The 15,014-nt window shown below is 72.2% G+C and carries 16 protein-coding genes and 1 riboswitch; of the genes, 5 read left to right on the top strand and 11 right to left on the bottom strand.

Annotated elements, in window-relative coordinates; genetic code table 11:
• Positions 1-58: 58 nt before the first annotated feature.
• Positions 59-478 (bottom strand): hypothetical protein, encoded by a 420-nt coding sequence (locus AAH979_RS28380; RefSeq protein ID WP_346261178.1) that lies wholly within the window; start codon positions 476-478, stop codon positions 59-61.
• Positions 479-653: 175 nt separating this feature from the next.
• Positions 654-797 (bottom strand): hypothetical protein, encoded by a 144-nt coding sequence (locus AAH979_RS28375; RefSeq protein ID WP_346261177.1) that lies wholly within the window; start codon positions 795-797, stop codon positions 654-656.
• Between the two features lie 450 nt (positions 798-1,247).
• Here AAH979_RS28375 and AAH979_RS28370 point away from each other — a divergent pair, with 450 nt between their 5' ends.
• Positions 1,248-1,619 carry an STAS domain-containing protein gene (locus AAH979_RS28370; RefSeq protein WP_346261176.1) on the top strand — a complete coding sequence of 124 codons (372 nt, stop codon included), beginning with the start codon at positions 1,248-1,250 and terminating at the stop codon, positions 1,617-1,619.
• 48 nt (positions 1,620-1,667) lie between these two features.
• Here the strand turns inward: AAH979_RS28370 and AAH979_RS28365 are convergent, their stop codons facing one another.
• Together AAH979_RS28365 and AAH979_RS28360 are read right to left on the bottom strand one after the other, a co-directional pair.
• Complete coding sequence (locus tag AAH979_RS28365) at positions 1,668-2,495, bottom strand: 5'/3'-nucleotidase SurE (RefSeq protein WP_346261175.1); 828 nt, start codon at positions 2,493-2,495, stop codon at positions 1,668-1,670.
• The gene (locus AAH979_RS28360) at positions 2,492-3,472 is read right to left on the bottom strand and encodes a PfkB family carbohydrate kinase (RefSeq protein ID WP_346261174.1); all 981 of its coding nucleotides are present in this window, start codon (positions 3,470-3,472) and stop codon (positions 2,492-2,494) included. The genes AAH979_RS28365 and AAH979_RS28360 overlap by 4 nt, the downstream gene beginning before the upstream one ends.
• 135 nt (positions 3,473-3,607) lie before the next feature.
• Between AAH979_RS28360 and AAH979_RS28355 the strand changes: the two genes are divergently transcribed.
• Positions 3,608-4,060 carry an SRPBCC family protein gene (locus tag AAH979_RS28355; protein ID WP_346261173.1) on the top strand — a complete coding sequence of 151 codons (453 nt, stop codon included), beginning with the start codon at positions 3,608-3,610 and terminating at the stop codon, positions 4,058-4,060.
• On the opposite strand, the gene AAH979_RS28350 is transcribed toward AAH979_RS28355, so the two are convergent.
• Positions 3,948-4,526 (bottom strand): hypothetical protein, encoded by a 579-nt coding sequence (locus AAH979_RS28350; RefSeq protein WP_346261172.1) that lies wholly within the window; start codon positions 4,524-4,526, stop codon positions 3,948-3,950. The genes AAH979_RS28355 and AAH979_RS28350 overlap by 113 nt on opposite strands.
• 167 nt (positions 4,527-4,693) lie before the next feature.
• Positions 4,694-5,026 (bottom strand): YnfA family protein, encoded by a 333-nt coding sequence (locus AAH979_RS28345; protein ID WP_346261171.1) that lies wholly within the window; start codon positions 5,024-5,026, stop codon positions 4,694-4,696.
• A gap of 289 nt (positions 5,027-5,315) precedes the next feature.
• On the opposite strand from AAH979_RS28345, the gene AAH979_RS28340 reads away from it, so the two are divergent.
• Entirely contained in the window at positions 5,316-6,557 is a 1,242-nt protein-coding gene (locus AAH979_RS28340; protein WP_346261170.1) for a cellulose-binding domain-containing protein, read from the top strand.
• Between the two features lie 111 nt (positions 6,558-6,668).
• On the opposite strand, the gene AAH979_RS28335 is transcribed toward AAH979_RS28340, so the two are convergent.
• The 5 genes from AAH979_RS28335 to AAH979_RS28315 all read right to left on the bottom strand — a co-directional run bounded on the left by AAH979_RS28335 (position 6,669) and on the right by AAH979_RS28315 (position 13,435).
• A complete protein-coding gene (locus tag AAH979_RS28335; protein WP_346261213.1) occupies positions 6,669-7,673 on the bottom strand; it encodes a hypothetical protein in 1,005 nt (334 codons plus the stop codon).
• Positions 7,674-7,778: 105 nt separating this feature from the next.
• Positions 7,779-7,906, bottom strand: a riboswitch (cyclic di-AMP (ydaO/yuaA leader).
• 249 nt (positions 7,907-8,155) lie between these two features.
• Positions 8,156-9,070 carry a cation diffusion facilitator family transporter gene (locus AAH979_RS28330; RefSeq protein WP_346261169.1) on the bottom strand — a complete coding sequence of 305 codons (915 nt, stop codon included), beginning with the start codon at positions 9,068-9,070 and terminating at the stop codon, positions 8,156-8,158.
• A gap of 151 nt (positions 9,071-9,221) precedes the next feature.
• A complete protein-coding gene (locus AAH979_RS28325) occupies positions 9,222-11,762 on the bottom strand; it encodes an FtsX-like permease family protein (protein WP_346261168.1) in 2,541 nt (846 codons plus the stop codon).
• Positions 11,763-12,058: 296 nt separating this feature from the next.
• Complete coding sequence (locus AAH979_RS28320) at positions 12,059-12,997, bottom strand: aminoglycoside phosphotransferase family protein (protein WP_346261167.1); 939 nt, start codon at positions 12,995-12,997, stop codon at positions 12,059-12,061.
• 210 nt (positions 12,998-13,207) lie between these two features.
• On the bottom strand, positions 13,208-13,435 hold the full coding sequence (locus AAH979_RS28315; RefSeq protein WP_346261166.1) for a hypothetical protein: 228 nt from the start codon (positions 13,433-13,435) through the stop codon (positions 13,208-13,210).
• Positions 13,436-13,913: 478 nt separating this feature from the next.
• On the opposite strand from AAH979_RS28315, the gene AAH979_RS28310 reads away from it, so the two are divergent.
• The gene (locus AAH979_RS28310; protein ID WP_346261165.1) at positions 13,914-14,708 is read left to right on the top strand and encodes a helix-turn-helix transcriptional regulator; all 795 of its coding nucleotides are present in this window, start codon (positions 13,914-13,916) and stop codon (positions 14,706-14,708) included.
• Positions 14,689-14,871, top strand: coding sequence for a DUF397 domain-containing protein (locus AAH979_RS28305; RefSeq protein WP_346261164.1), 183 nt, complete (start codon positions 14,689-14,691; stop codon positions 14,869-14,871). The genes AAH979_RS28310 and AAH979_RS28305 overlap by 20 nt, the downstream gene beginning before the upstream one ends.
• Positions 14,872-15,014: the final 143 nt, after the last annotated feature.

Raw genomic sequence — 15,014 nt, 5'->3', positions numbered from 1 at the left:
ACGCACCGGGCCCCGGCTTCCGCGGACCCGCCCGACCGGCCGGGCGGGTCCGCGGGGATCAGGTGGTGTCGACCCGGAACGGTGAGTTGGCCCGGTCGACGTCCACGAACTCCAGTCCGTCGCTGGCGGGCAGTTCCTTCTCGGCCCGGGCCAGCGCGGCCCGGGACGCGGAGGAGGCGGCCCAGGCCAGGGCGGCGCCGACCAGGCCCGCCCCGATCAGCCACGCCCAGGGAAGTCCCGGCCGGCGGCCGGCGAGGGCGTCGTACGCCCGGCTGGCCCGCACCCGGGCCTCGTCGGTCACGGCACCCACCCGGTCGCCGGCATGGCTGGTGAGGTGGGAGCCGGTCCGCCGCGCCGAGCGGGCGGTGTACTTCACCGATTCGCCGGCCGAGTTGATCGCGCCGGTCAGGTGTTCCCACGCCTGGTCGGCGATCCGCTCGGGCTTGCTCTGATGTTTCAGCAGGTTCGTTCCGAGCATCGTGCTACCTCCTCGGTTGCCGAACGAAGCGGCCACTTCGGACAGAGGCGTCTGTTCGGCGCGGTTGCGGGTTGCTACTTCGGGAGGTGCCCAGGCGTCTTTCCTGGCAAACCCGGGATCACCTCCCGAAGTCTGCCGGAACCCGTCGGATCTCGTGCCGGTGTGCCGCAGGTGGTCAGCCGAGCAGGACGACGGGGGCGCGCTGGGCGAAATCGTCGTCGTCACCGTCGTCGTCATCACCTCCGTCGCCGAACCCGCAGGCGAGTACCAGTGCCAGCAGCGCGCCGACCCCAGCCAGTCCGATCAGCTTCCTCAGCATCAGGTGTCCCTTCCCGAGCCTGGGTCGCCCGTCCCGAGACGGACGGATCACCTCATGCTAGGTGCTCCCCGGCACAACCGCCCCGCCGAGCGACACCGGCCCCAGCGGCCCCAGCGGTCCCACCGGCCTCGTCCAGCCCGCCGGGCTGTCGCATAGGCGACAGGGATTCGGGTACCGGCGGGCAGCGGCGCCGGGCGAGGTACGACACAGTGCACCGGTGGCCCGCTCCGACCTGCGGCACGGCTACGCTGAGGGCGTGACGGTGGAAGTGCGGAAGCCGGCGGCGCAGGAAAATTTAGCGTAGTTTGCCCCGTTACCGGGTAGGTTTGTCGGCTCGTTGAATAGATTGCCCGTCCGGAAGGGTGGCGATCGGGGCCGTGAGAGGAATACTCTCGGTCGCGGCCCGCGTACTGATTAGGCGCCCGGACATGGGCGAGTGGAGGTGCTCGCGTGAGCCTGTCGATCGTCAAGTCGGTCTTGCCTGGTGGAGTTGTGGAGATCGCCCCTCGTGGAGAAATCGACGTCGATACGGCGTACGAGGTTCGTGAGGCGATCGCCGGAGTTCTGACCAAGGGGCGACCGTCCAGGATCGAGCTCAACATGCGACTGGTCAGCTTCATCGACTCCGTCGGCATCAGCGCCATGGTCGCCGGCTTCCAGACCGCAGAGGTCAGCGGCGTCAAGCTCGTGGTCACCGAACCGAGCCGGTTCGTCCACCGGCAGCTCTGGGTCACCGGGCTCCTCGGCCTCTTCGGCGCGCCGGAGCCCTACTTCGCGGGCGCCGCGGCCGCCGCCGAGGAGGTCAAGGTCCCCGGCGCCTGACCGTCCCCGGCCCGCGGTCTGATCATCGCGGACCGGGAATCCCACCCCTTACCGCGGATCGTCCAGTCCGGACAGATCCACATCGGACGCCTCGGTGACCGCCCGGATCGCCGTCACCGAGGCGTAACCCTCCGCCAGCCAGGCCACGTCCGTGCCCGGCTCGACGTACTGGCCGGATTCCTCCAGGGCGGTACGCACGAAACCCTTGCCGGCTTCGGCGACCGTCATCTGCACCTGTCCGAACCCGGCCAGGGTGCCTCGGCGTATCCCGCGCAGCCGCTCGTACGGCAGGTCGGGGGAGTTCACGTTCAGCACGCTCTCCACCGGTCCCGCGGTCAACCGGGGCAGCAGGTCCAGCGCCACCCGGGCCGCCGTCGCCCAGTGCCGCCGCTCGTCCCGGTCCGGTCGGGGGACGGCCACTGCCGCGCCGCCGCTGCCGGTGCTCGCCTCGTGCACGGAGAGTACGTCCAGGGAGACCGCCAGCCCGTGGCAGCCGTTCGCGGCGGCGGTGAACGCCGCACCGACCGTGCCGGAGTGCAGGACCGCACGGCCGGCGTTCGCGCCCCGGTTGATCCCGGAGAGCACCGCCGATGGTGCCGGCCCGAACGCCCCGTGCAGGGCGATCAGCGTGATCAGCGCCGGCGAGCCGGCCACCCCGTACGCCGGGACGCCGGGCAGCTCCTCGATCGGGTGCTCCTCGACGACCACCCGGCCGTCCCGCTCCACCGCGCTCATCGCGGCGCTCGCGCCGCTGGCCTCCTCGCTCGGGGCGGCCACCACCACGTCCAGCCCGCGCTGCACCGCCGTACGCGCCAGCCAGCGCAGCCCGGGAGCCGCGATGCCGTCGTCGTTGGTGACCAGTACCCGGATCGTCATGACGTCGTCGTCCGGTGCGCCAGCTCGTCGGGGGTCAGCCGATCCTGCCGGTCCACCCGCATCGGTGCCAGTTTCACCCGGTCGACCAGGCCGGCGATCGCGTCCGGCCGACCGGTGCCGAGCCCGTGCCGGGTGACGTTCAGCGCGCCCGCCGCCGCTCCGGTCCGGACCGCGAGCCGGATGTCGCCGCCCCGGGCCAGCACCGCCGCCACCCCGGCGGTCATCGAGTCGCCGGCACCGCGCGGGTCCGCCACCTCCAGCCGGGGCATGTCGAGTTGGGCCACCTCGCCGTCGACCAGTACCAGGGCCGGCTCCTCGGCCCGGCTGACCACCACCGACTCGGCCCCCTGGGCGTGCAGCGCCTGGATCACCCGGATCAGCTCCGCCTCGCCGTCGTCGGCGGCCAGGCCGTCCCGGAGCAGTTCCTCGTGGCTGACCTTGAGTACCGACACGCCGCTGTCCAGTACGGCCGCCAGGTGCGGACCGGAGAGGTCGGCGACCACCCGGCTGCCGTTGTGACCGAGGTCGGCGGCGAGCCGGCGGTAGATCTCCGGTGCGACCAGGGACGGGTGGCCGGGACCGCTGAGGATGCTGACCTCGGCGCCCAGCCCCTCGCTCAGCGCGAGGTTGTAGAGCTCGTCCAGTTCGTGCCGGGCGAGCGGATGGCCCGGCACCGAGGCGATCTCGTGGCGCTTGCCGTCCCGCCGCCGGTCGTGCACGTAGCCGCCGCTGCTGGACTCGCGGTGGATCGCCCGGAGGTCGACTCCCTCGCCGGCCAGCAGCGGTTCGAGCACCTGTCCGATCTCCCCGCCGAGCCCGGCGCAGAGCACCACGGGCACGCCCAGGCACTTGATCATGCGGGCCTGCCACACCCCCTGGCCGCCGGGGTGCAGGTGGAGCTCGGTCTCGTTGGCGGGCTGGTCGATGGTGACCGTCAACTGCGGATCAGGGGCAAAGACCATGACATGTCCGCTCATGCCCGTTAGGTACCCTGTTAGCCGCTATCCATGCAGCTCCGGGCCCTCGCTGGTCAGCCGCACGAGGGACCACCCGCCGCGCGTGCTCGTCTGCCACCCGGTGCGCCGGGTCCTCCCGGCTCCTACACTCAGAGGGTGCCGCGTACCGGATCTTTCCGATACCGGGTGCACGCGCGCTGCGAGCCGGCCGACGCGCTGCGGCTGCTCGGCGACGTGCGACGGCAGGGCGAGTTGCATCCGTTGATCGTGCGGGTGCGCCCCCGTCCGGCCGGGCCCGGAGTGCTGCGCAGCGACCTGGTCACCGACCGGCTGCGCTGGGGACCGTTCCGGTTCCAGGTCACCTACCGGGCCGACCTGCTCCGGTTGGCGGCCGACGAGCTGGAAATGGTGGCCCGGCAGTGGCCGCGTACCACGGTGCGGAACCAGACCCGGCTGACCCGCGAGGCCGACGGGCTGGTACGCGTCGACGTCGAGATCACCCTGTCGGCACCCGCACCGCTGTTTCGGTACGCGTTCCGGCAGGCCCGGGCCGCGCACCTGGACCTCGCGACCCGGCTGCCGGCCGCGCTGGCCGCTGCCCGGTCCTGACCGCACCTGCCCGGCCGATCCGGCCCCACGGCTTGTAGGTGGAGAGCACCGTGGCGATCACCAACAAGGTGCTGGAGACGATCGGTGCCGCGAGTAGGCCCTGCCGGGCATCCGGTGGAGTCGCCGCACCGAGTTCGGCGGCCTGGAGGTTCGGCAGCAGGGCGAAGAGCACCGCGCCGAGCATCACGGTGGTGATCACCATCTTGACCAGCACCCACCGGTGCCTGACCAGGCCCCAGGGCGTGAGCAGCGCGCTGGCGACTCCGACCAGCCAGGCGAGCACGCTCAGCGGCACGAAGACGGCCTGCCCGACCAGGGCCATCACCGGATAGACCACGTCCGGGTCGGAGCCGCGCGCCCCGGCCACGCCGAGGGTCAGCAGCACCACGTCGACCCCCAACCAGCCGACCGCGGTGACCACGTGCAGGGTGAGGAGGGCTTTTCGCCAGGGCGGAGAGAGCGTCATGCCAGTGATGGTGCCGGCGGAACCGCGCCGTGGCGTCGTGCGGATGTGGACGGCCCGGGTACGCAACTCGACGTACGGGCGGTCGCGTCCCGGCGCGCGACCGCCCGGAAGCCGATCGACCGATCGACCCGGTGCGGGCTCGCTGATCGTGAAACGCCGAGGGTGGGTCAGCCGCGGGGGGCGTACATGATGATGGCTACCCCGACGAGGCAGACGGCGGCGCCGGCCAGGTCGTAGCGGTCCGGGCGGAACCGGTCCACCAGTACGGCCCAGCCGAGCGAGCCGGCCACGAAGACGCCCCCGTACGCGGCGAGCACCCGACCGAAGTGCGGATCGGGCTGGAACGCCGCCACGAAGCCGTACCCGGCCAGTGCCAGCATGCCGGCGGCGACGAAGAGCAGGCCCCGATTCTCGCGTACGCCCTGCCAGACCAGCCACGCCCCGCCGATCTCGGCGACGGCGGCGAGCAGGAACAGCAGCAGCGAGCGCGCGATCGTCACCCGGTCATTGTCGCTGGCCGGAGTGCCTGAGTTGACGGGGGAGCCCGGCCGGGCGGGCGGGCGCGCCGGTTGCTCGTATCGATGGTTGTCTCTAAGCTTGGTCGGCGCCGTCACGCGACCGGTACGGGCTGGCCGGGTGTCGTGGGGGATCGATGATCATGGGAGCTGGTCACGGGAGTCCAACGAGGGCGGTACGCGCCGCGCGCGCCGGCCACTCGTCGTCGTAACAGCACTGCCGGCACGCGCCAGGGGCGGCGACGGGGCCGGCAGTCGTCCGAGAGGAACTCCCATGCGGATCTCCGCACCGTACCGTCGCGTCTCCCTGGCCCTGGCCACGGTGACCGCGATCGCCGCGAGCAGCGTCGCCGTGCTCGGCACCGGGTTGACGCCGACCGCGCGGGCCGCCGCCGGCTGCCTGGTCGACTACACGGCCAACCAGTGGACCGGTGGCTTCACCGCCGCAATCCGGGTGACCGCCGGGGACACCCCGGTCAACGGCTGGACCGTGACCTGGACCTACGGTGGCGACCAGCGGATCACCAACAGTTGGAACGCCCAGGTCAGCCAGTCCGGCGCGACCGTGACCGCCCGGAACGTGGCCTGGAACGGGTCGCTGCCGGCCGGTGGCTCCACCGAGTTCGGCGTGCAGGGCAGCTATGCCGCCAGTTCGGCGGCACCGACCGGGTTCACCCTCAACGGCGAGCCGTGCAACGGTGCCGAGCCGACCACTCCGCCCACGACGGCGCCGCCGACGACCAGGCCGCCGACGACTCCGCCCACCAGCGTCCCGCCGACGGTCACCCCGCCGCCGACGGTCCCGCCGACCACCCCGCCGCCGAGCGGCTGCGGTACGGCGGTGCTCTGCGACGGCTTCGAGAACCAGACCGGCACGGCGCCCTCCGGCGACTGGAGCGTCAGCTATCCGGACTGCTCGGGCAGCGGCACCGCCAGCATCGACACCTCGGTCGCGCACCAGGGCACCCGGTCGGTACGCATCAACGGCGCCGTCGGCTACTGCAACCACGTCTTCGTCGGCTCCACCCGGGACCTCGGCGCCGTCGGGGCGGTCCGCTACGCCCGGCTCTGGGTCCGGCACACCACCGCGCTGCCGACCTCGCACGTGACCTTCCTGGCCATGCGGGACGCCAACGACGGCAACCGTGACCTGCGGATGGGCGGCCAGAACGCCGCCCTACAGTGGAACCGGGCCTCGGACGACGCCACCCTCCCGGAGCAGAGCCCGAACGGTGTCGCGCTCAGCGCGCCGCTGCCGGTCAACCAGTGGACCTGCCTGGAGTTCATGGTGGACGGCGCGCAGGGCCGGCTCTCCACCTGGGTCAACGGCACCGCGGTGACCGGGCTGACCGCCGACGGTACGCCCACACACGACGTCGACGGACAGTGGTACAACCGGGCCAACTGGCGGCCGAGCCTCACCGACCTGCGGCTGGGCTGGGAGAGCTACGGCGAGGGCGCCGACACGCTCTGGTTCGACGACGTGGCGCTCGGCTCGACCCGGATCGGCTGCTGACCGGTGCACCCGGTCGGGGTTCCGGCCGGGTGCGAACCGAGAACCGCCGGCACTGCCCAGGGGTGGCGGGCGGTGCCGGCGGTCCGCGATCGGTGCCTCAGGTGCGGTCGATCAGTTCATCGACAGGTGCACGTGGTTGGTGTGGTCGCTGGACGGGTCACCGTTGCCCCCGTTGTACGTCTTCCAACCGCTGCTCGGCAGCCAGATCTGCTTGAACCAGATCACGTACAGCACGCCCAGTCGATCGGCGTTTCGCACGAAGTACGCCGCCAGGTTGTTGCCGTACGTCCGGTCGCCGCCGGTCGCCACCCCGCCGAACCCGTTCCGCTGGGCGGCGAAGTCGCACGCCTGCCCCTTCGGATGCTCGCCGCTGCCACCACTGCGGAAGCAGGAGACGAACCGGGTGAAGCCGGCCGCCTGGGCCTGCTTCAGCGCGTGCAGCGTCCGCGCGGTGATGCAGCCGCTGGTGGTCGGGTCGTCGAGACTGCACGACTCGTCGGGGAAGGAGCCGTCGGGATTGCGGGGTGCCGGTCGCGCCGACCCGCCGCCGCTGCCGCTGATCCCCGAGCCGGCGCCGCCGCTGTTGTTCGCCGCCGCCAAGGCCCGTTCGGCCTGCTTCTTGCGGGTCTCCATCACCTCGACCTGCTTGCGCTGCTCGCCGACCTCCTTGTCGAGCGCCGCCTTGGCCTGGGTCTCCTTGTCCAGGCTCTCCCGCAACCCGCGCAACTCCCGGCTCTCGTTCGCCGAGATGGTGTCGAGTGCGGCGGCCCGGTCCACCAGACTGGTCGGAGAACCGCTGTTGAGCAGGGCGGAGACCTGCCCGAGCCGACCGGTCCGGTACGCCATGTCGGCCATCTCGGCGACCCGTTCGCTCCGGGTCGCCACCTCGGTACGCAGCGCGGCGAGCTGCTGGTTCAGTTCATTCTGCCGCTTGACGGAGTTGGCCAACCTGTTCTTGGCGGTCAGGTAGCCCTTGCTGGCGGCCTGGAGCTGCTCGCGCAGGCTGTCGGTGCCTCCGTCGATGTCGTCCCCGCCGGGTGCCGCGGCCAGCGTCCCGGGGGTCGCGTACTCCGGTGCCGCGGCGGCGGGTGCGCCGCCGAGTGCCGCGAGGACCATGCCCAGGGCGACGGCCACGGTCGTCGCGGCCTTCCGGGGCGGTCTCGTGGCTCTCCGCGCGGACGCCGGAGCCTGTCGGGTGGGTGCCAGGAACGGCATATGACAATGTCCTTCCGTCAGCCGCCGACCGGGTTAGCTGACGGGTTCGGGACGGAAGATCCCTACCGCTGGAGCGGATGCACCCCTGGTACGTGGTTCCCCGGCTCGCGTGTGCGATTAGGCGACGGCCTCCGCAGGCGCCGGAGGGCGCCGCCCGGCGGAGACCGGAGCCGAGCCTACCGGCAGTTGCCGCCCGGGGATACGTGGCGTTGCCGGAGTTAGATTCGCGATTCTCCTACTTCGCAAGGATGTATCCGGACAAAAACCTCAAGCACCGGGTCGAAACTTAAGATGCCGCTAACTATCGGTGAGCCTCGACGTCTGCTGAGGCGGAATTCCGACAGTTTCCGGCCGGCCGCGCTGTGACGCAGCGTCGCGACCGGTCACCAGTCGGTGGGCCCGCAGCCCCCGGGGGCGGTGTTCGGCTCGACCTGGAGGGTGGCGTGCGAGATGTGGAAGTCCTCGCGCAACGCCGACCGGGCCGCGGCGAGTACGGTACCGACCTCCGCGTCGCTGTCCAGCCTCAGGTGCGCCGAGGCCACCTCCATGCCGGAGGTGAGGGTCCAGACGTGCAGGTCGTGTACGTCGCAGACCCCGGGTACGCCGGCCAGCCGGGCGCGTACGGCGGCCACGTCGAGGTGCTCGGGCGCGGCCTGCACCAGGATGCGTACGGCGGTCCGGCCGAGCCGCCAGGTGCGGGGCAGGATGAACAGCCCGACCGCCAGGGCCACGATCGGATCGGCCCAGCGCCAGCCGGTCAGGATGATCACCACAGCGGCGACGATCACGCCTACCGAGTTGAGCAGGTCCGCGAGCACTTCGAGGTAGGCGCCGCGCACGTTGATGCTCTCCCGCGCCCCGGCCCGGAGCAGGCCGAACGCGGCGGCGTTGGCCAGCAGGCCGAGCACGGCCACCAGCAGCATCGGACCGGCCGCGACCCGGGGCGGGTCGTCGAACCGGCGTACCGCCTCGACCAGCACGTAGAGCGCCACCCCGAACAGCAGTACCGCGTTGGCCAGCGCGGCCAGCACCTCCAGGCGGTAGAGCCCGAAGGTCCGCTGCGGGTCGCCGGCCGCCCGCCGGGCCGCCGTGATCGCGGCCAGCGCCATCCCGATCCCGAGCACGTCGGTGAACATGTGCCCGGCGTCGGAGAGCAGCGCGAGCGAGCCGGTGACCAGCGCGGCGACCGTCTCGACCACCATCAGGACGGCGAGCAGCCCGAAGGCGGCCCAGAGCCGTCCCCGGTGCCGTTCCGCCGCCCGGGTCAACTGCCCCCCGTGGTCGTGCCCGGCCCCCAACGCCCCCTCCTTCCGCCGTGGTCGCCCCCGCCGTCGATACTGCCGGCCGGGCGGCGGCGGGAACCCGTCCTGTGCGGAATCGGTGACCCGTCCTACCAGAGAACGACGGTGACCCGTCCCTACCGGAGAACGACGGACGGGCGTGCCCGGCTCACCCGTCGTCGCCGAGGGTGGCGACGATCGGGGCCCGGGCGGCCCGGCGGGCCGGCAGCAGGCTGGCCAGCACCGCCGCCGAGGCGGCCAGCGCGGCGCAGAGGGCGAGCTGCCCGACGGGTACGGCCGGCAGCCCGTGCCCGTAGCTGCTGATCAGGCCCATCGCCGCCGTCCAGCCGAGGCCGAGCCCGAGAGTGATCCCGGACAGCGCCCCGACCGCACCGGCCAGGCCCGCCTCGGTCAGCAGCATGGTCGCCAGTTGCCGGCGGGACAGGCCCAGCGCCCGGACCGTCGCCGACTCCCGGCGGCGCTCGACGACCGAGAGCGCGAGCGTGTTGCCGATGCCCAGCACGGCGATCAGCACCGACATGCCGAGCAGGGCCGCGAAGATCCCCAGCAGCTCGTCGAGGGTGCGGGACAGCGCGTCCGCCTGGTCGGCGAGACCGCGTACCCGGACCGCCGGTTGGTCGGCCAGGGCCGCGTCCAGCGCCTGCCGGCCGGCCGCCGTCGACACCCCCGGAGCGAGGTCGACCAGCAGCCGGTCCGGCTCCCCGGGGCCGTACGCGGCGACGAACGACGCCCAGGGGACCAGGGCGGCACCGTCGACCGGGCTGTCGTCGTAGACCGCCACCACGGTCAGCGGCCCCGGTGGGCCGAGGCCGAGCGCGATCCGGTCGCCGACCCCGATGGCCCGGTCGGCGGCGAGCTGCCGGCTCACCGCCACCGTGCCCGGGGCCAGCCCGGCCAGGCTGCCGGCGGTCACCTCGGGGCGGATCGGTCCGTGCAGCCGCTCGGGCGGTACCGCCCAGACCCGGATCCGGTCGTCCAGCGGCGAGTTGGCCAGGCGTACCTCGGCGACGGTGCCGAACGCCGGATCGGGGCGGAGCCGCTGCGCCAGCCCGGGCGGCAGCGGGCCGCGTACCGCCGCCGGGGAGCCGTCGGTGCGGACCCGGTCGAGTACGAAGTCCACCGGGAAGTTCTCGGCCAGCTCCCGTCCGGCCTGCTCCCGGGCGGTCGCCAGCAGCACGCTGAACATCGCCATCAGGGCCACCCCGATGGTCAGCGCGGTGCTGGTCGCCGCCGCCCGCCGGGGATTGCGTCGGGCGTTCGCTACGGCCAGCCGTACCACCGGACCGAAGACCCGGGCCGGCAGCCAGCCGACCAGCCGGACCGCCCGGGGGACCAGCAGCGGGGCCGCCACCACCGCGCCGAGGAAGGCGACCATGCCGCCGCCGAGCACCAGCGGCAGCCCGGGAAAGGCCAGCGGCAGCCCGACCAGTACGGCCAGCCCGCCGACCCCGGCCAGGCCGAGCGCGACGGCGATTCGGGTACGGCGGCGCCGGCCGCCGCCGGCCTCGACGGCGTCCCGGGACCGCAGTGCGGCCAGCGGCGCCACCCGGCTCGCCTCCACCGCCGGCACCAGCGCGGCCAGCACCGTGACCAGGGTGCCGAAGCCGAGCGCGACGAGTACGGTCGGCCAGCGCACCACCGGGGCGTGCAGCGGGATGTCCGAGGCGACCAGCTCACGACCCCGGATCAGCCCGTACCCGACGAGCAGGCTGGCCAGCAGCCCGCCGACCGAGGCGAGCAGGCCGAGGATGCCCGCCTCCAGGAGTACGGCGCCGCGCACCTGCGCCCGGGAGGCGCCGACGCAGCGGAGCAGGCTGACCTCCCGGACCCGCTGCGCGCCGAGCATGGCGAAGGTGTTGTAGATGACGAACGCCGAGACGGTGAGCGAGACCAGGCCGAAGCCGAGCAGTACGGCGAGGAAGCCGTCGACGTACTTGGCCGCCTGCCGGGCGAGCCGGTCCCGCAGGGCCGCCCCGGTCAGGGCGCGCGTGCCCGGGCCGACCGCCTCGGCGATCCGGTCCCGCAGCCGGGCCGGGTCGGTGCCCTCGGTGGCCCGGACCACCACCTGGGCGTAGTCGGCGGTACCGGTCAGCGTGCCGAGGTCGGCCGGGGTCAGCGCGGCGACGGCGGAGCCGCCGAAGAGCCGGTTCACCCCGAGGTCCAGCGCGCCGACCAGGCGCAGCCGGTGCGCCGTGCCGGCCCGGTCCAGCACGGTCACCGGGCCGTCGAGCGCGAAACCGGCGCCGGCCACGGTGGCCCGGTCCAGGGCGATCTCGCCGGCGCTGTGCGGCAGCCGTCCGGCCGCCACGTCGTACGGGGCCAGCGCGGCGTCACCCGGCACCGACAGGGCGTACCCGATGTGGTCCTGGCTGGTGATCAGCTTGCCGTTCCGGTCGAGTACGCCCAGCCAGGCCACCACCCGCCCGTCCACTGCCGCGACACCGTCGACGGCCGCCACCCGGCGTACCGTCGCCGGGGTGAGCAGCCCGTGCTCCGGCTCCACCACCACGTCCACGTTCCGGGCCGACCGGGCCAGATCGGTGTAGAACGCCGCCCGGGCGGTGTCGCCGTAGACCAGGGTGCCGGCGAGGAAGCCGACCGCCACCACCACCGCGAACCCGGTCAGCACCACCCGTACGGCGTGCGCGCGCAGCCCGGCCAGGGCGAGCCGGAGCAGCGGGCGGTTCATCCGCCGGGCCGGGCGACGGGGTGCACCGGTTCGACGGGGCGCATCGGGCCAGTGTCGCCGGAGGCGGGGCGCGGCGGCGCCGAGCTGTCGAGATGCGGACAGCCCGGCGCCGGCCCGACGTACGCGCGCTGCCGCGCGCGCGGCCGGGCCGCCGACGAGGAGAACGGACACACCCTCGCCCTGTACGCGGGCGGGATGGGACTCCGCAACGTCGCGCTCGCTCCGGACCTGACTGAATACTCCGGCCGGGGATTACGATCATGGATCGCTGCGGGCTTGCCGGGCGTAGCGGCTGGTCATGGCTTGGGCGTGGTGACGGCGCCGCCGACGTATTCGGAGAAGATCTCGCCGAGGACGCGCAGTGCGTTCGCGGCCGACTCGTCGGCATCGCCCAGGTTGTAGGAGCAGGTGACGAGCGTCTTCCAGAGGGCCCAGCCGCGCCCGTGCGCCCATGTCGCATCGTCGACGGACAGTCGCTCCCGGAACGCCTGCCGGCCGTCGGCGGTCAGCAATGTCCATGCGATCGCCAGGTCACAGGCCGGATCGCCGACGCCGCATGTCCCGAAGTCGATGACAGCCGCCAGCTCGCCGTCGTTGAGCAGGAGATTTCCCTGGGCGACGTCACCGTGGAACCAGCTCTCCACACCGTCCCAGCGTGCGTCCAGTGCGCTCTTCCAGATCTCGCGGGCCAGGTCGACATCGACATGGCCGTCGAGTGTTGTGAGCGCGCGTTGCGCTTGCCCATCGTAGGTACGCAGCGTGCCGCCCCGGTACCAGTTGTGCTGTCCGGGGCGGGGGCCGTCAGTGGTATCGATGCTCTGCAAGGCCGCCAGGAACTCGGCCAGGTCGAGCGCGAATCGGACGGGGGCGGCGATACGGTCCGTGCTCGCAGGTTCGCCGTCGAGCCATTGGTAGATCGACCACGGGTAGGGGTAGGCCTCGTCAGGTTCGCCCTTCACCAGTGGGGCGGGGATGGGCAGCGGGAGTCGGGGGGCGAGCGCCGGAAGCCACTTGTGTTCCTTGTCGACCGCCTCGGCGTACTCGGATGCGCTCGGCAGACGCACCAACATCTGCGGGCCGAGGTGGAAGGTCCAGTTGTCCCAGCCACCGTTGGCTACGGGCTGAACCGGGAGGTCGGCCCACTGCGGGAACTGGCCGGCGACGAGCCGACGCACCTGTTCCGCGTCGACGGCAACACGCTGGGGCGGGGGACCGAGATGCGGTGTGTCGCTCACTGAACATCCTTGTCTGACAAGGGAAGTTGGGGTGGGACCTGGACGACAGCCCGCCGCTTGGGCACACCCATAGCTACTCCGGCGGCCACCATCAATCATGGACGGTTGTGGACTGACCATGAGGCAGCGGTGCTGCCCGGCCACCTGGCGGTCACGCACCCGCCGTCGGGCGATGTGCCGTTCCCATCGCGCCCATGGCCCGATCACGGTCTACACCCGCTCGGCGTGCCGGGCTCGGTGCTGCTGTGCCGGAGTCAGGCCGCCCGCCTGACCGTTGGCCAGGTGTGCCCGGGTCGGCCCGTTCCACCCGTCGTACCGGCCTGCGTTGCGGGAGTCGGGGAAGTCGATCCACGGGCGCTGTGGCTCCGCCGGCTGCGAGGGTGGTGGCGGCGCTTCCTCGTGCCCGACCTGTGCTTCCCGGGCGATCCTGGCGTCCACCGTGGCAGCCCGGACCGCCCGGCGGAACTCGGCACCCGTCAGGGACGCACTCTCGGCGGGTGCGGTGTCGGCACGCGCCGATCGTGTGCTCCTACTACCCCGCCGGGGGTAGTAGGAGCACACGCAGGGATCCGAGTCGGGGCAGATCCATCGATGTCCGCACCAGCAATAGCGCCACAAGCGCCACCAGACCCGACGATGGCGGAATCTGGTCCCACGAACCTGTCCCATTCTTTTGCCCTCCCGTTCCGGTAAACAACAGGAAAGGGGGCGGTGCCCGTGTCCCGTACGAGCAACCGCCCCCGTTGACGGAAAGACAACCACTGCCGGGGCGGATCTTGCGGGCCACGCCCCCGGCATGTTGAAGCGGGCCGTTGTAATGGCTCCTCCGTCTGGCCTCCACCCTGGACCGTGACGTTGCGATAACGGAAGATGTACTAAGGACACTCGTGGCCTACATCCGGACGGAGGGGCGCAGTTGGCCGACACGAACGAGTTTCGTCATCTGTTGCGCAAGCTTCGGACAGAGCAAGGACTGTCTCAGGATGCCGTGGGCGCTGCGGTGCACGTCAGTGGCTCTCAGGTGGGCCACTACGAGTCGGGTCGGAGCGTCCCGCCCGATGACATGGCCGAACGGCTGGACGGGGTACTTCAGGCCAGCGGCGAACTTCGGGCCAGCGCCAATCGATCCCGGGGTGAGGCTGTCGCACCGTGGCTGCGCCCGTGGGCGGACAACGAGAGTCGCGCGATTGCGCTCCGAACCTTCGAGCACTCCGTCATTCCCGGATTGCTCCAAACGGAGGCGTACGCGCGGGCGATCATTGAGATCGGCGGACACACCCTGGAGCAGGTCGAGGAGGCCGTGAGGATCCGACTGGCGCGACAAGCCAGGGTTCTCGACCGACCCGATCCGGCCATTCTGACGGCGATCATCGGAGAGGGGGTCCTGCGCCCCCGTGGTGCGGTCATGAAGGCGCAGCTTGAGCACCTTGTAGACGTCGGGTGCCGCCCGAACGTCCACGTCCGAGTGGTGCCATTCTCCGCCGGGCTTCATTCGGGGATGACAGGTGCGTTCGCCCTCGCCACCCTGCCGGATGGGGCGACGGTGGTCTACATGGACGCGCTTCGAGAGGGTACCGTCGGATCACAGGTGCGCGATGTCCGGCACGCGGTCATCGCGTGGGAGTCGGTCAACGCGCGCGCACTACCCTGTGAGATGTCCCGCGACCTCATTTTGAAGGCGATTGATGATCATGACCCCGAAGTGGCGTAAGTCGTCCCGCTCTGGGAGCAACGCCGGCAACTGCGTAGAGGTTGCCGACAACCTCCCCGGCCGGGTACTGGTCCGGGACACCAAGGACCGGGACGGCGGAACGCTGACCTTCGGTCCGGCCGCCTGGCGGGCGTTCGTCAACCTGGCGAAGACGCACGCCTGACACCGAGGTACCGACGAACCAGCCACCAGGACCGGTCACAGCCGGCCCCAGAACGGCGCAAAGCCCTCGGCCCGGGGTAGACCCGGGTCCGGGGGCTTCGCCATCTCGGAGGCCGCCGCCAGGGGCGGCCCGGCCACCCGACC

The organism is Plantactinospora sp. ZYX-F-223 (genome assembly GCF_039649625.1).
In the GTDB taxonomy this organism is placed as follows: Bacteria; Actinomycetota; Actinomycetes; order Mycobacteriales; family Micromonosporaceae; genus Plantactinospora.
Note: the sequence above shows the minus strand (reverse complement) of the source record. Positions and strands in the feature narration are given on the sequence as shown.

What these genes read in the sequence shown, in the direction of transcription:
- AAH979_RS28380 (WP_346261178.1), bottom strand. Translation starts at nt 478, where the DNA reads ATGCTCGGAACGAACCTGCTGAAACATCAGAGCAAGCCCGAGCGGATC.
- AAH979_RS28375 (WP_346261177.1), bottom strand. Translation starts at nt 797, where the DNA reads ATGCTGAGGAAGCTGATCGGACTGGCTGGGGTCGGCGCGCTGCTGGCA.
- AAH979_RS28365 (WP_346261175.1), bottom strand. Translation starts at nt 2,495, where the DNA reads ATGACGATCCGGGTACTGGTCACCAACGACGACGGCATCGCGGCTCCC.
- AAH979_RS28360 (WP_346261174.1), bottom strand. Translation starts at nt 3,472, where the DNA reads ATGAGCGGACATGTCATGGTCTTTGCCCCTGATCCGCAGTTGACGGTC.
- AAH979_RS28350 (WP_346261172.1), bottom strand. Translation starts at nt 4,526, where the DNA reads ATGACGCTCTCTCCGCCCTGGCGAAAAGCCCTCCTCACCCTGCACGTG.
- AAH979_RS28340 (WP_346261170.1), top strand. Translation starts at nt 5,316, where the DNA reads ATGCGGATCTCCGCACCGTACCGTCGCGTCTCCCTGGCCCTGGCCACG.
- AAH979_RS28335 (WP_346261213.1), bottom strand. Translation starts at nt 7,673, where the DNA reads ATGGTCCTCGCGGCACTCGGCGGCGCACCCGCCGCCGCGGCACCGGAG.
- AAH979_RS28325 (WP_346261168.1), bottom strand. Translation starts at nt 11,762, where the DNA reads ATGAACCGCCCGCTGCTCCGGCTCGCCCTGGCCGGGCTGCGCGCGCAC.
- AAH979_RS28305 (WP_346261164.1), top strand. Translation starts at nt 14,689, where the DNA reads ATGACCCCGAAGTGGCGTAAGTCGTCCCGCTCTGGGAGCAACGCCGGC.